The organism is Streptosporangium sp. NBC_01810 (assembly GCF_035917355.1).
Lineage (GTDB): Bacteria > Actinomycetota > Actinomycetes > Streptosporangiales > Streptosporangiaceae > Streptosporangium.
Genome location: NZ_CP109070.1, coordinates 6,337,873 through 6,351,654, shown reverse-complemented (window position 1 = coordinate 6,351,654; position 13,782 = coordinate 6,337,873). Strand labels below are relative to the sequence as shown.

Sequence of the window (13,782 nt, the reverse complement as noted above, 5' to 3'; positions counted from 1 at the left end):
CGGTGGGCGGGCAGAGCACCCCGTCGAGCAACGAGGAGGTGAGCGCGACCATGACCAAGGGGTACGCGCCGGAAGTGCGCGAGCGCCTGGAGCGCGACGCCAAGGAGATCATCGGCCGCTACCCCAGGCCGCGGTCGGCACTGCTCCCCCTGCTGCACCTGGTGCAGTCCGAGGACGGCTACGTCTCCGACAACGGCCACGAGTTCTGCGCCGAGATACTCGGACTGAGCAAGGCCGAGGTCGTGGGCGTCTCCACCTTCTACACGATGTACAAGCGCAGGCCGATGGGCCGGTACCACGTGGGCGTGTGCGTCAACACGCTCTGCGCGGTCATGGGCGGCGACCAGATCTGGGACGAGCTCTCCGAGCACGCCGGTGTCGGTCACGACGAGACGACCCCGGACGGGAAGATCTCGCTGGAGCGGCTGGAGTGCAACGCCGCCTGCGACTTCGCTCCGGTGATGATGGTCAACTGGGAGTTCTTCGACAACCAGACACCGGCCTCGGCCAAGCAACTCGTCGACGACCTCAGGGACGGCAAGGAGCCCTCGCCGACCCGGGGTCCGAAGAAGCTCTGCACGTTCAAGGAGGCCTCGCGGGTACTCTCGGGCCTGCCAGACGGTCTGGCCGGTGACGGCCCCTCGGCGGCGGGTCCCTCACTGGAGGGCCTGAAGATCGCTAAGGCCAACGGGTGGAAGGCTCCCGAGGCGTGAACGGGCGCGAGGTCGACATGATCGGGCGAGCCGGCGCGTGCGGGCGCGACGGGCGAGCAGGTAGGCACGGCGCGGCCTCGTCACGGAGCGACGGGCTGCCAGGCGAGGAGACGAAGTGACCACTCTCACCCCGGTTCTCACCGCGAACTGGGACCAGCCGAACTCCTTCACCCTGGAGGGCTACGGCGACTACTCGGCGGCCAAGAAGGCGCTGGGCATGGATCCCGACGCGGTCATTCAGGTCGTCAAGGACTCCGGGCTGCGCGGCCGAGGCGGCGCGGGCTTCCCCACCGGCATGAAGTGGGGCTTCATCCCCCAGGGGGACGGCAAGCCGCACTATCTGGTGGTCAACGCCGACGAGTCCGAGCCCGGCACGTGCAAGGACATCCCGACGATGATGGCCAACCCGCACGCGCTGGTCGAGGGCATCATCATCACCGCGTACGCGATCCGGGCCAACCACGCCTTCATCTACGTGCGCGGCGAGGTGCTGCACGTCATCCGCCGCCTGCAGGCGGCCGTGGCCGAGGCGTACGCCAAGGGCTACCTCGGCACCGACCTCTTCGGCACCGGCTTCAACCTGGAGCTCGTCGTGCACAGCGGGGCGGGCGCCTACATCTGCGGCGAGGAGACGGCGCTGCTCGACTCGCTGGAGGGCTATCGCGGCCAACCTCGGCTCAAGCCCCCCTTCCCCGCCGTGGCGGGTCTCTACGCCTCGCCCACCGTGGTCAACAACGTCGAGTCGGTCGCGAGTGTTCCCTCGATCATCGCCAACGGCGCCGACTGGTTCGCCGGGATGGGCACCGAGAAGTCCAAGGGCTTCGGCATCTTCTCGCTGAGCGGCCACGTGACCCGGCCAGGCCAGTACGAGGCTCCCCTCGGCATCACGCTGCGCGAGCTGCTTGAGATGTCGGGCGGCATCAGGGAGGGCCACCGGATCAAGTTCTGGACCCCCGGCGGGTCGAGCACCCCGATCTTCACGGACGAGCACCTGGACGTCCCGCTGGACTTCGAGTCCGTCGGCGCCAAGGGCTCGATGCTCGGCACCCGGGCACTGCAGATCTTCGACGAGACCACCTGCGTGGTGCGCGCCGTGCTCCGCTGGACCGAGTTCTACGCGCACGAGTCCTGCGGCAAGTGCACCCCCTGCCGGGAGGGCACCTACTGGCTCAAGCAGGTGCTCAAGCGGCTGGAGAAGGGCCAGGGCACCGAAGAGGACCTGACCACGATCACCGACATCGCCGACAACATCCTGGGCCGCTCCTTCTGTGCCCTGGGTGACGGTGCCACCAGCCCCATCCACTCGTCGGTGAAGTACTTCCGCGACGAATACCTCAAGCACTTCGAGATCGGCGGCTGCCCGTTCGATCACGCCCCGTCCACGGTGTGGGGGGCGAAGTGAACGCGCGCGGGAAGGCAACCGGCAAGCACAGCACCGTCTCGGTCGCCAGGCCGACGGAGGAGACGCCATGACCGTCGAAGCCACCACTCCGGCGCAGGCGCCGGTGAACCTGGTCACCGTCACCATCGACGGCTTCCAGGTGAGCGTCCCGAAGGGCACGCTGATCATCCGGGCGGCCGAGCTGCTCGGCATCCAGATCCCCCGGTTCTGCGACCATCCGCTGCTGGAGCCGGCCGCCAACTGCCGCCAGTGCCTGGTGGACATCCCCGACGCCGGCAACGGCCGGGGGTTCCCCAAGCCGCAGCCCTCCTGCGCGATCGAGGTCGCCGAGGGCATGGTCGTCCAGACCCAGCTCACCTCGCCGGTCGCGGAGAAGGCGCAGCGCGGTGTCATGGAGCTGCTGCTGCTGAACCACCCGCTGGACTGCCCGGTCTGCGACAAGGGCGGCGAGTGCCCGCTGCAGAACCAGGCCATGTCCAACGGCCAGGGCGAGAGCCGCTTCGTGGAGAAGAAGCGGACCTTCGACAAGCCGGTCGCGCTCTCCTCGGAGGTGCTGCTCGACCGCGAGCGCTGCGTCCAGTGCGCGCGCTGCATCCGCTTCTCCGACGAGATCGCCGGCGACCCGCTCATCGACTTCTTCGAGCGCGGGGCCAAGGAGCAGGTCGGAGCCGCGGACGGACGTCCGTTCGAGTCCTACTTCTCCGGCAACACGGTGCAGATCTGCCCGGTCGGCGCGCTGACCGGTGCCGCCTACCGTTTCCAGGCCCGCCCGTTCGACCTGGTCTCCACGCCCAGTGCCTGTGAGCACTGCGCCGGCGGCTGCTCCCTGCGCACCGACCACCGGCGAGGCAAGGTCACCCGCCGCCTGGCCGGGGACGACCCCGAGGTCAACGAGGAGTGGAACTGCGACAAGGGTCGCTGGGCCTTCACCTACGCGACCCAGCCCGACCGGCTGAAGACCCCCCTCGTCCGTGACGAGGAGGGTCGCCTGGTCCCGGCCTCCTGGCCCGAGGCGTTCGCCGCCGCCGCCAAGGGGCTGTCCGCGGCGCGCGGGCGCGCGGGCGTGCTCGTCGGCGGTCGCGTCACCGTCGAGGAGGCGTACGCGTACTCGAAGTTCGCCCGGCTCGCGCTCGGGACGAACGACATCGACTTCCGCGCCAGGCCGCACTCCGAGGAGGAGGCGCGCTTCCTGGCGCACGCCGTCGCCGGCAAGGGCATCGAGGTGCGCTACGCCGATCTGGAGAAGGCTCCGGCGGTGCTGCTGGCGGGCTTCGAGCCCGACGAGGAGTCGCCGATCGTCTTCCTGCGCCTGCGCAAGGCATGGCGGAAGAAGGGGCTGAAGGTCTTCTCCGTCGCGCCGTTCGCCGGCCCCGGGCTGGCCAAGATGGGCGGCACGCTGATCCCGGCGGTGCCGGGCACCGAGACCGCCGTCCTGGACGACCTGGCCGCCGTCGACGTGATGGCCGCCGAGGCGATCAGGCAGCCGGGAGCGATCATCCTGGCCGGTGAGCGCCTCGCCACCGTGCCCGGTGCGCTGTCGGCACTGCTGCGGCTCGCCGAGTCCAGCGGTGCCGGGCTGGCCTGGATCCCGCGCCGCGCCGGTGAGCGCGGAGCCATCGAGGCCGGGGCGCTGCCGAACCTGCTGCCGATCGGCCGCCCGGTCGACGACGAGACCGCCCGCGCCGAGGTGGCCAGGGCCTGGGACGTCACCTCGCTGCCCGAGGGCGAGGGCCGCGACACCACCGCCATGCTGGCGGCGGCGCTCGACGGGCAACTCGACGCCCTCGTCGTCGCGGGTGTCGACCCCTACGACCTGGCCGCGCCGCAGGCGGCCCTGCTGGCCCTGGAGAACACCCCGTTCATCGTGAGCCTGGAGCAGCGCGCCAGCGCGGTCACCGACCGCGCCGACGTGGTGCTCCCCGTCGCCGTGGTGGCCGAGAAGTCGGGCACCTTCGTCGACTGGGAGGGGCGCGGGCGCTCCTTCGAGGAGGCACTCGGGGTTCCGGGGATCATGAGTGACCTGCGGGTCGTCTCGGCGATCGCCGACGCCATGGACGTGCACCTCGGCCTGCCCGACCCCGCCGCGGCCCGCCGCGAGATCGGTGCGATCGGCGCGTGGCGCGGCCCCAGGGCCCCCGCTCCCAGGGTGAGCGGTCAGGAGGCCGCCAGGCCGCAGGCGGGGGAGGCGGTCCTGGCCAGCTGGCACCTGCTGCTCGACGACGGCCGCCTGCAGGCCGGCGAGCCGTACCTGGCGGGCACCGCCCGTCCCGGCGTGGCGCTGGTGTCCGAGGCCACCGCCGCCGAGTGCGGCCTCACCGAGGGCGGCGAGGTGGTCGTCGGCACCGAGCACGGCTCGTTGAGCCTGCCCGTGCGGATCGCGGACCTGCCCGACCGGGTGGTGTGGCTGCCGGCCAACTCCGACGGCCGCTCGGTCACCCGTGACCTGCACGCCGTCGCCGGTGACGTGGTCAGGGTCGGCGCGGTGGGCACTACGGCCGGCGAGGCAAGCGCCGCCGGCGAAGCTAACGAGGAGCGGTAATGAATGCCCGGACTCTTCTAGCGGCCGATCCGACCCTCGCCGACTTCGGCAAGGACCCGCTCTGGATCAGCATCATCAAGGCCGTCGTCATCTTCATCGTCCTGATGCTGGGCGTGCTGTTCGGCGTGTGGTTCGAGCGCAAGCTCATCTCCCGCATGCAGAACCGGTACGGCCCCAACAGGGCGGGCAAGTTCGGGCTGCTCCAGTCGGTGGCCGACGGCCTGAAGATGGGGCTCAAGGAAGACCTGATGCCCCGGACCGTCGACAAGGTGATCTACTTCATCGCCCCGGTCGTCCTGGCGGTCCCGGCCTTCCTGGCCTTCTCCGTCATCCCGATGGGCCCGATGGTCTCGATGTTCGGCGTCCAGACGCCGTTGCAGCTCACCGACCTCCCGGTCGCGGTGCTGCTGGTGCTGGCGATGGCCTCGATCGGCGTGTACGGCATCGTGCTGGCCGGCTGGGGCTCGCGCTCCCCGTACTCGATCCTCGGCGGCCTGCGGGCCAGCGCCCAGGTGGTCTCGTACGAGATCGCGATGGGCCTGTCGTTCGTGGGCGTGTTCCTGTTCGCCGGGACGCTGTCCACCTCGGAGATCGTCGCGGCGCAGGCCTCGGGCGGGGTGTTCAGGCTGGGCGGCCTGGAGATCCCGATGCCCTCCTGGTACATGATCCTGCTGATCCCGTCCTTCCTGATCTACATCATCACGATGCTGGGCGAGACCAACCGGGTCCCCTTCGACCTGCCCGAGGGTGAGGGCGAGCTGGTCGGCGGCTTCCAGACCGAGTACTCCAACTCGCTGAAGTTCGCGGTCATCATGCTCGCGGAGTACGTCAACGTCTTCGTGGTCTCCGCGGTGTCCATCACCCTGTTCATGGGCGGCTGGCGGGCCCCGTGGCCGATCTCCATGTGGGACGGGGCGAACACCGGCTGGTGGCCGCTGCTCTGGTTCTTCGCCAAGATGGTGCTGGTCTTCGCCTTCTTCGTCTGGTGCCGCGCCTCGCTGCCGCGCGTCAGGTACGACCAGCTCATGGCCCTCGGCTGGAAGGTCCTCATCCCGATCAACCTGGCGTGGATCATGCTCGTGGCCACCGTCAGGGCCCTGCAGATCGACAATGTCAACCGGTCGTTCGTGCTCATCCTGGCCGCACTCGTGATGATCGGCTGCCTCGGGATCTGGTGGCGCTTCGACAGCGTGCTGCAGAAGCGCAAGGAGGCCAAGGCCGCCTTGGTCGAAGCCGAGTTCGAGCAACTCCAAGCCGAGCCGACCGCGGGTGGTTTCCCTGTGCCGCCGCTCGACCTGCCGCACTACCACGGGGTAGAGCGCAAGGAGGTTCCCAGTGGGAGCAACTGATTGGCTGAATCCCATCAAGGGATTCGGCGTGACCTTCCACACGATGTTCAAGAAGGTCGAGACGGTCAACTACCCCGAGGAGAAGCGGCCCACGGCTCCGCGCTTCCACGGCCGGCACCAGCTCAACCGCTGGCCCGACGGTCTGGAGAAGTGCGTCGGCTGTGAGCTGTGCGCCTGGGCCTGCCCGGCCGACGCGATCTTCGTCGAGGGTGCCGACAACACCGACGAGGCACGGTTCTCACCCGGTGAGCGCTACGGGCGCACCTACCAGATCAACTATCTGCGGTGCATCCTGTGCGGCCTGTGCATCGAAGCCTGCCCGACACGGGCGCTGACGATGACCAATGAGTACGATCTCGCCGACACCAGCCGTGAGAGCCTGATCTACACCAAGGAGATGCTGCTCGCACCGCTCGGTCCCGGCATGGAGATCCCGCCGCACCCCATGCGCCTTGGCGAGACCGAAGAGGACTACTACCGGCTGGGACGCAACAATGGGTGAGACCATCACGTTCTGGATCCTGGCGGTCGTCTCGGTATCGGCCGCACTCGGGCTCGTCTTCAGCCGCAAGGCGGTCTACTCGGCCCTGATGCTGGGCGTCGTCATGCTGTCGCTGGCCGTGCTCTACGCGGTGCAGGACGCCCCCTTCCTCGCCGCGGTGCAGATCATCGTCTACACCGGCGCGGTCATGATGCTCTTCCTGTTCGTCCTGATGCTCGTCGGCGTCGACTCCGCCGACTCGCTGGTCGAGACGATCAAGGGGCAGCGCATCTGGGCGGCGATCGCGGGCCTGGGCTTCGCCTTCCTGCTCGCCCTGGGGGTCGGCAACGCCACCTTCGCCGCGCCCGCCGGCCTGGCCGAGGCCACGAAGGCCGCGGGCGGCAACGTGCCCTCCCTGGCACAGCTGATCTTCACGCGGTACGTCTTCGCCTTCGAGGTCACCTCGGCGCTGCTGATCACCGCCGCGCTCGGCGCGATGGTGCTGGCGCACCGCGAGCGCATCCGGCCCAAGGCCACCCAGCGTGACCTGGCCCGCGCCCGGTTCAGCGGTCCGCAGCCCTCGCCGCTGCCGGGACCCGGCACCTACGCGCTGCACAACGCGATCGACATGCCGGCCCTGCTGCCCGACGGCACGGTCTCCGACAAGTCCATCAACCGGGTGCTCGCCAGGCACGAGATGGAGGGCGGCTTCGCGCCGACCGACCCGGTGAAGGCGGCGCTCATCAAGCAGGTCCTGGAGAAGGACGCGGAGCAAGACCGCGATTCCGACTCAGGCGACAAGCCCGTCCAGGTGGAGGACGCGGCGCCCCAGCAGGAGGACGGCAAGTGACCACTCACTACCTGGTGCTCTCCGCGCTGCTTTTCGCGATCGGCGCCATCGGCGTGCTGGTACGGCGCAACGCGATCGTGGTGTTCATGTGCGTGGAGCTCATGCTCAACGCCTGCAACCTCGCGTTCGTCGCCTTCGCCAGGCAGCAGGGCAACCTGGACGGCCAGATCATCGCGTTCTTCGTGATGGTGGTGGCCGCGGCCGAGGTCGTCATCGGCCTCGCCATCATCGTGATGATCTTCCGAACCCGCAGGTCCGCGTCGGTGGACGACGCGAACCTGCTGAAGTACTAAGAGGTGGCCGTGGAACCCGCTGAGATCATCCAGCATTCCGGGGGTGTGATCGGAGTCTCCTGGCTCATGGTCGCGCTCCCGCTGCTCGGTGCCGCGATCCTGCTGCTGTTCGGGCGCCGCACCGACCGCTGGGGTCACCTCCTCGGTGTCGCGATGTCCCTGGGCGCGTTCGCGGTGGCGGTCGCCGCCTTCGTCCAGCTGCTCGGTCTGCCCGAGGCCCAGCGCCGCCAGGGTGTCAGGCTCTACGAGTTCATTCCCGGCCTCGCCGACATGGGGCTGCTGATCGACCCGCTGTCGATCGGCTTCGCCCTGCTGATCACCGGTGTGGGATCGCTGATCCACATCTACTCGATCGGCTACATGTCGCACGACCCGGGTCGGCGCCGGTTCTTCGCGTACCTGAACCTGTTCGTCGCCGCGATGCTCCTGCTGGTGCTGGCCGACAACTACGTCGTCCTGTTCGTCGGCTGGGAGGGTGTGGGCCTCGCCTCGTACCTGCTGATCGGCTTCTGGCAGTTCAAGCCCACGGCGGCGGCCGCGGCCAAGAAGGCGTTCATCGTCAACCGCGTCGGCGACTTCGGCCTGCTGATCGCGATCTTCACGATCTGGACGACGTTCGGCTCGGTCGCCTTCAACGAGCTCACCGGGGGTGTCGTCGGCGGGGCGATCTCCTCCGGCGCCGCCTCCCAGGGCACGATCACCGCGGTCGGCCTGCTGCTGCTCCTCGGCGCCTGCGGCAAGTCGGCCCAGCTGCCGCTGCAGTCGTGGCTGCTGGACGCGATGGAGGGCCCGACCCCGGTCTCGGCACTCATCCACGCCGCGACCATGGTCACCGCGGGCGTCTACCTGGTCGTCCGCTCCGGCGCGTTCTTCGAGGCCGCCCCGACCGCGCAGCTCGTGGTGACGATCGTCGGTGTGGCCACGCTGCTCGCCGGTGCGATCATCGGTTGCGCCAAGGACGACATCAAGAAGGGCCTCGCCGGTTCGACCATGTCGCAGATCGGCTACATGATGCTCGGCGCGGGCCTCGGCCCGGTGGGCTACGCCTTCGCCATCGCGCACCTGATCGCGCACGGCTTCTTCAAGGCCAACATGTTCCTCGGGGCGGGCTCGGTCATGCACGCCATGAACGACGAGGTCGACATGCGTAAGTACGGTGGCCTGTTCTCGGTGATGAAGGTCACCGCGGCCACCTTCATGATCGGCTACCTCGCGATCATCGGCTTCCCGCTGCTGTCCGGCTACTTCACCAAGGACGGCATCATCGAGACGGCCATGGAGCACAACCAGATCCTCGGCTGGCTCGCGGTCGTCGGCGCGGGCATCACCGGCTTCTACATGTCGCGGATGGTCTTCATGACCTTCTTCGGCAAGCGGCGCTGGGCCGACGACGCGCACCCGCACGAGTCGCCCTCCGTGATGACCGTGCCGCTGATCCTGCTGTCGATCGGCTCGGTCTTCCTGGGCGCCTTCCTGATCCTGGACAACCGGCTCATGCGCTTCCTCGCCCCGGCGGTCGGTCTGCCCGAGCATCTCCCCGGGTTCCACCCCTTCAGCGTCCCCGGCCTGACCACGCTCGCGCTGGTCGCCGTCGGCGTCGTCTACGCCTGGTTCCGCTACGGTGCCGCCGAGGTGCCCCGGGTCGCCCCGCGCGGCTCGTTCCTCACCACGTTCGCCCGCCGTGACCTGTACGGCGACGCCCTGAACGAGGCGCTGTTCATGCGCCCCGGCCAGTGGCTGGCCCGGTTCGCGGTGTTCTTCGACAACCGCGGCATCGACGGCCTGGTCAACGGCCTGGCGGCGGGGATCGGCGGGACCTCCGGGCGGCTGCGCCGCATCCAGACCGGCTACGTGCGGTCCTACGCGTTGTCCATCCTCTTCGGTGCCGCCGTGGTCGTTGGCGCGCTGCTCTACGTAGGGAACATGTGATGCCCTGGCTCTCGACCCTGATTGCCGTGCCCGTTCTGGGCGCGGTGGGTGTCTCCCTTGTCAAGAGTGACAAGCTCGCCAAGCAGCTGGCCCTGGTGGTCTCGCTGGTCGTGCTGGCGCTCACCGGCGCCCTCGCGTACCTGTTCGAACCGGTCTCCGAGACGCGCTTCCAGTTCGCCGAGGTCTACGAGTGGATCCCGAGGTTCGGCGTCCACTACGGCGTCGGCGTGGACGGCATCGCCCTGGTGCTGATCGCGCTGTCGGCGGTGCTCGTGCCGATCGTGATCCTCGCCTCCTGGCACGACGCCGACGGAACCGGGGCCGCGGCCACGCCCAAGCGCTCGGTGAAGACCTACTTCGCGCTGCTGCTGGTGCTGGAAGCGATGATGATCGGCGTCTTCGCGGCGACCGACGTCTTCCTCTTCTACGTCTTCTTCGAAGCCATGCTCATCCCGATGTACTTCATGATCGGGTCGTACGGCGGAGTTCAGCGGTCCTACGCGGCCGTGAAGTTCCTGCTGTACTCGCTCTTCGGCGGCCTGCTCATGCTGGTCGCGGTGATCGCGCTCTACGTGATCGCCGACAAGGGCACGTTCATGTTCCCCGAGCTGATCGGCGTCATCCAGGACCCGACCACGCAGAAGTGGCTCTTCGCGGGCTTCTTCATCGCGTTCGCGGTCAAGGCGCCGCTCTGGCCGTTCCACACCTGGCTGCCCGACGCCGCCGCGCAGGCTCCGGCCGGTGCCGCGGTGCTGCTGGTGGGCGTGCTGGACAAGGTCGGCACGTACGGGATGCTCCGCTTCTGCCTGGAGCTCTTCCCGGACGCGTCGAAGTTCTTCACCCCGCTGGTGATCGTGCTGGCGGTGGTGGGCATCGTCTACGGCGCGATCGTGGCGATCGGCCAGACCGACATGAAGCGCCTGATCGCCTACACCTCGATCTCGCACTTCGGCTTCATCGCGCTGGGCGTCTTCGCGATGACCAAGGACGCGGGGGCGGGCGCCACCCTCTACATGGTCAACCACGGCTTCTCGACCGGCGCGCTCTTCCTGGTCGCCGGATTCCTGATCTACCGCCGGGGTTCCAGCCAGATCGCCGACTACGGAGGCGTGCAGAAGGTCGCCCCGCTGCTCGCCGGCACCTTCCTGATCGCCGGCCTGTCCGGGCTCTCCCTACCGGGACTGTCCACGTTCGTCAGCGAGTTCATGGTCCTGATCGGCACCTTCGAGCGCTATCCGGTCGCGGCGATCATCGCGACGAGCGGTGTCGTCCTGGCGGCCGTCTACGTCCTGTGGATGTACCAGCGCACCATGACCGGCCCCTCGAAGGAGTCGGCCTACGTCATGCCCGACCTCAACCGGCGTGAGATCTGGGTGATGGGCCCGCTGGTCGCGGTGATCATCGCCTTGGGCTTCTTCCCCAAGCCGGTGCTTGACGTGATCAATCCCGCGGTCGACAAGACGATCTCCAGCGTCCACATCGAACCGTTCACGCCCGCCGTGGCAGAGAAGAAGGGGGCCGGCCAGTGAACGGCACCATCCAAGCCCCGACAATCGAGTACGCGCTGCTCGCGCCGATGCTGCTGGTGTTCGGTGCGGCTGTCCTCGGGGTGCTGGCCGAGGCGTTCGCGCCCCGCTACCTGCGCAAGTCGATCCAGATGCCGCTCACGCTGCTCGCCCTGCTCGGCGCGTTCGTCATGACCGTCCTCAACGGCGTCACCGGCCTGCCGGATGCCCCGGCGGCCATGGGCTCGGTCGCGGTGGACGGGCCCTCCCTGTTCATCTGGGGCATCATCCTCGTCCTGGCGCTGGTCAGCACGCTTCTGATCAACGACGAGGACCAGTTCGTCGCGCAGGCGGCGGCGGTACCGGGAAGCCCGGACGAGGAGGAGGCGATCCTCAGCGGATACGCCCAGACCGAGGTCTACCCGCTGCTGCTGTTCTCGGTCGGCGGCATGCTGCTCTTCGCCTCCGCCAATGACCTGCTGGCCATGTTCGTCGGCCTTGAGGTCATGTCCCTGCCGCTGTACCTGCTCTGCGGCCTGGCCCGCCACCGCCGCCTGCTCTCGCAGGAGGCCTCGGTCAAGTACTTCCTGCTCGGCGCGTTCTCCTCGGCCTTCTTCCTGTACGGCACGGCCCTGGTCTACGGCTACGCCGGGTCGGTGGACCTGAAGGCCATCAGCGCCGCGCTCAGCGTGGTCAGCGGCCAGGAGACGCTGCTGCTGGTCGGCCTGGCGCTGCTCGGCGTCGGCCTGCTCTTCAAGATCGGAGCCGCGCCGTTCCAGGCGTGGAAGCCCGACGTCTACCAGGGAGCGCCCACCGCGGTCACCGCTCTGATGGCCTCCACGGTGCTCGTGGCGGCCTTCGGCGCCGTGCTGAGGGTTTTCTGGGTCGCCCTGGGCGGCCTGGAGTGGGACTGGAAGCCGGTCATGTGGGGCATCGCGATCCTGACGATGATCGTCGGTGCGATCCTGGCCATCACCCAGACCGAGATCAAGCGCATGCTCGCCTACTCCTCGATCGCGCACGCGGGCTTCCTGCTCACCGGCGTCGTCGCGATCGGCGCCGCCGAGCAGAACAAGCTCGCCCTGTCGGCCATCCTGTTCTACCTGGCCGCGTACGGCTTCACCACGGTCGGCGCCTTCGCGGTCGTCACCATGGTCCGTGACGCGGGCGGCGAGGCCGGGCACCTGTCCCGCTGGGCCGGTCTGGGCAAGCGTGCTCCCGTTCTCGCGGGTGTTTTCGCCTTCTTTTTGCTGGCATTCGCCGGCATCCCGCTCACGAGCGGCTTCTTCGGCAAGTACGCCGTCTTCTCGGCGGCGGTCGCCGGAGACGCTCTGCCGCTGGTCATCGTGGGTGTGGTCAGCTCGGCGATCGCCGCGTTCTTCTACGTCCGGGTGATCGTGCTGATGTTCTTCAACGAGCCTGTCGTCGACGGGCCGTCCATCGCGACGCCCACGGTGGGCACCTCGGCTGTGGTCGCTCTCGCCGCAGCGGCTACGGTAGTGCTGGGGATTTTCCCGCAGCCGGTGCTCGATCTCGCGGATCAGGCTGCGTCCGCGCTGTTCATACGCTAGAGGAGTAACGGTTCATGGCTGCGCCACCGGTTGTTGATCTTCCGTTTGCCGACGAACGGTTGGCGCAGGACCTCGCTACCGGCCTGGCCGAGGTCGAGAAACTGCTGCGATCCTCGGTGGAGAGTGAGGACGCCTTCGTCACGGAGGCGTCCAAGCACCTCATCGAGGCGGGCGGCAAGAGGTTCCGGGCCATGCTGGTCCTGCTCGCCGCCCAGTTCGGCTCACCCGCGGCGGCGGGAGTGGTGCCCGGGGCCGTGGTGATCGAGCTGACCCACCTGGCGACGCTCTACCACGACGACGTGATGGACGAGGCCCCGGTCCGCCGGGGCTCCCCGTCGGCCAACGCCCGCTGGGACAACACCGTGGCCATCCTGACCGGCGACTACCTGTTCGCCCAGGCCTCGGAGATCCTCGCCGACCTTGGCTCCGACGTCATCAGGATCCAGGCGCAGACGTTCTCCCGCCTGGTCCGCGGCCAGATCCGGGAGACCATCGGCCCCCGCTCCGGTGAGGACCCGGTGGCCCACTACATCGGGGTGCTGGCCGACAAGACCGGCTCGTTGATCGCCACCTCCGGCCGGTTCGGCGCCATGCTCAGCGGTGCCACGCCCGAAGTGGTCGAGCGACTGACCCGGGCCTGCGAGGCCATCGGGGTCGCCTGGCAGCTCGGTGACGACCTGCTGGACGTCGCCGCGGAGACGGCCGAGTCGGGCAAGACGCCTGGCACCGACCTGCGCGAGGGCATCCGGACCCTGCCCGTGCTCTACGTCCTGGCGGCGGACAACCCCGAGAGTGCCCGGCTGCGTGAGTTGCTGGCCGGTCCGGTGGCGGAGAAGGACATCGAGGAGGCCCTGCGTCTGCTCCGCGCCGACACCGCCATGGGACATGCCCGCGCCGAGCTGCTCGACTGGGCCGACCGTGCTCGCGAGGATCTCGCGGGCCTTCCCGACATCCCGGCTCGCGCCGCCTACCTGGCACTCTGCGACTACGTCGTCGAGCGCTCCGGCTGACCACCGGTCCAGGACAGGACCCGGTCCGGCTCGGCGGCAACGCAGATCCAGGTTTTCCGTGGTTGTTTCGCGACGTTGCTTGCATGGCAAAGCAAATATTGTATGTGCACGTAGACTCCTCCCGGACAGCACACTCCAGG

At 68.8% G+C, this 13,782-nt stretch carries 11 protein-coding genes; all 11 read left to right on the top strand.

Translation table 11 applies throughout. The features are described 5' to 3' along the window. The first annotated feature begins 50 nt into the window (after positions 1-50). The 11 genes from nuoE (at position 51) to OIE13_RS28270 (ending at position 13,642) form a co-directional block, all read left to right on the top strand. Positions 51-713: an NADH-quinone oxidoreductase subunit NuoE gene (nuoE, locus tag OIE13_RS28320; RefSeq protein WP_326646950.1), complete on the top strand. Its 663-nt coding sequence runs from the start codon at positions 51-53 to the stop codon at positions 711-713. A gap of 115 nt (positions 714-828) precedes the next feature. Continuing rightward, entirely contained in the window at positions 829-2,115 is a 1,287-nt protein-coding gene (gene nuoF / locus OIE13_RS28315; RefSeq protein WP_326828947.1) for an NADH-quinone oxidoreductase subunit NuoF, read from the top strand. 67 nt (positions 2,116-2,182) lie between these two features. After that, on the top strand, positions 2,183-4,654 hold the full coding sequence (locus tag OIE13_RS28310; protein ID WP_326828946.1) for an NADH-quinone oxidoreductase subunit G: 2,472 nt from the start codon (positions 2,183-2,185) through the stop codon (positions 4,652-4,654). Further along, positions 4,654-6,003 (top strand): NADH-quinone oxidoreductase subunit NuoH, encoded by a 1,350-nt coding sequence (nuoH, locus tag OIE13_RS28305; RefSeq protein ID WP_326646829.1) that lies wholly within the window; start codon positions 4,654-4,656, stop codon positions 6,001-6,003. The genes OIE13_RS28310 and nuoH overlap by 1 nt, the downstream gene beginning before the upstream one ends. Further along, the gene (gene nuoI / locus OIE13_RS28300; RefSeq protein ID WP_326646830.1) at positions 5,990-6,505 is read left to right on the top strand and encodes an NADH-quinone oxidoreductase subunit NuoI; all 516 of its coding nucleotides are present in this window, start codon (positions 5,990-5,992) and stop codon (positions 6,503-6,505) included. Before nuoH ends, nuoI begins: the two co-directional genes overlap by 14 nt. Further along, positions 6,498-7,334 (top strand): NADH-quinone oxidoreductase subunit J, encoded by an 837-nt coding sequence (locus tag OIE13_RS28295; RefSeq protein ID WP_326646831.1) that lies wholly within the window; start codon positions 6,498-6,500, stop codon positions 7,332-7,334. Before nuoI ends, OIE13_RS28295 begins: the two co-directional genes overlap by 8 nt. Next, positions 7,331-7,627, top strand: coding sequence for an NADH-quinone oxidoreductase subunit NuoK (gene nuoK / locus OIE13_RS28290; protein ID WP_326634893.1), 297 nt, complete (start codon positions 7,331-7,333; stop codon positions 7,625-7,627). The genes OIE13_RS28295 and nuoK overlap by 4 nt, the downstream gene beginning before the upstream one ends. A 66-nt stretch (positions 7,628-7,693) precedes the next feature. After that, positions 7,694-9,556 (top strand): NADH-quinone oxidoreductase subunit L, encoded by a 1,863-nt coding sequence (gene nuoL, locus OIE13_RS28285; protein WP_326646951.1) that lies wholly within the window; start codon positions 7,694-7,696, stop codon positions 9,554-9,556. Then, the gene (locus OIE13_RS28280) at positions 9,556-11,085 is read left to right on the top strand and encodes an NADH-quinone oxidoreductase subunit M (protein ID WP_326634896.1); all 1,530 of its coding nucleotides are present in this window, start codon (positions 9,556-9,558) and stop codon (positions 11,083-11,085) included. The genes nuoL and OIE13_RS28280 overlap by 1 nt, the downstream gene beginning before the upstream one ends. Further along, on the top strand, positions 11,082-12,632 hold the full coding sequence (gene nuoN / locus OIE13_RS28275) for an NADH-quinone oxidoreductase subunit NuoN (protein WP_442816007.1): 1,551 nt from the start codon (positions 11,082-11,084) through the stop codon (positions 12,630-12,632). Before OIE13_RS28280 ends, nuoN begins: the two co-directional genes overlap by 4 nt. A 14-nt stretch (positions 12,633-12,646) precedes the next feature. After that, entirely contained in the window at positions 12,647-13,642 is a 996-nt protein-coding gene (locus tag OIE13_RS28270) for a polyprenyl synthetase family protein (protein WP_326634898.1), read from the top strand. The last annotated feature ends 140 nt before the right edge of the window (positions 13,643-13,782 follow it).

What these genes read in the sequence shown, in the direction of transcription:
- nuoE (WP_326646950.1), top strand. Translation starts at nt 51, where the DNA reads ATGACCAAGGGGTACGCGCCGGAAGTGCGCGAGCGCCTGGAGCGCGAC.
- OIE13_RS28310 (WP_326828946.1), top strand. Translation starts at nt 2,183, where the DNA reads ATGACCGTCGAAGCCACCACTCCGGCGCAGGCGCCGGTGAACCTGGTC.
- nuoH (WP_326646829.1), top strand. Translation starts at nt 4,654, where the DNA reads ATGAATGCCCGGACTCTTCTAGCGGCCGATCCGACCCTCGCCGACTTC.
- OIE13_RS28295 (WP_326646831.1), top strand. Translation starts at nt 6,498, where the DNA reads ATGGGTGAGACCATCACGTTCTGGATCCTGGCGGTCGTCTCGGTATCG.
- nuoL (WP_326646951.1), top strand. Translation starts at nt 7,694, where the DNA reads ATGGTCGCGCTCCCGCTGCTCGGTGCCGCGATCCTGCTGCTGTTCGGG.
- OIE13_RS28280 (WP_326634896.1), top strand. Translation starts at nt 9,556, where the DNA reads ATGCCCTGGCTCTCGACCCTGATTGCCGTGCCCGTTCTGGGCGCGGTG.
- OIE13_RS28270 (WP_326634898.1), top strand. Translation starts at nt 12,647, where the DNA reads ATGGCTGCGCCACCGGTTGTTGATCTTCCGTTTGCCGACGAACGGTTG.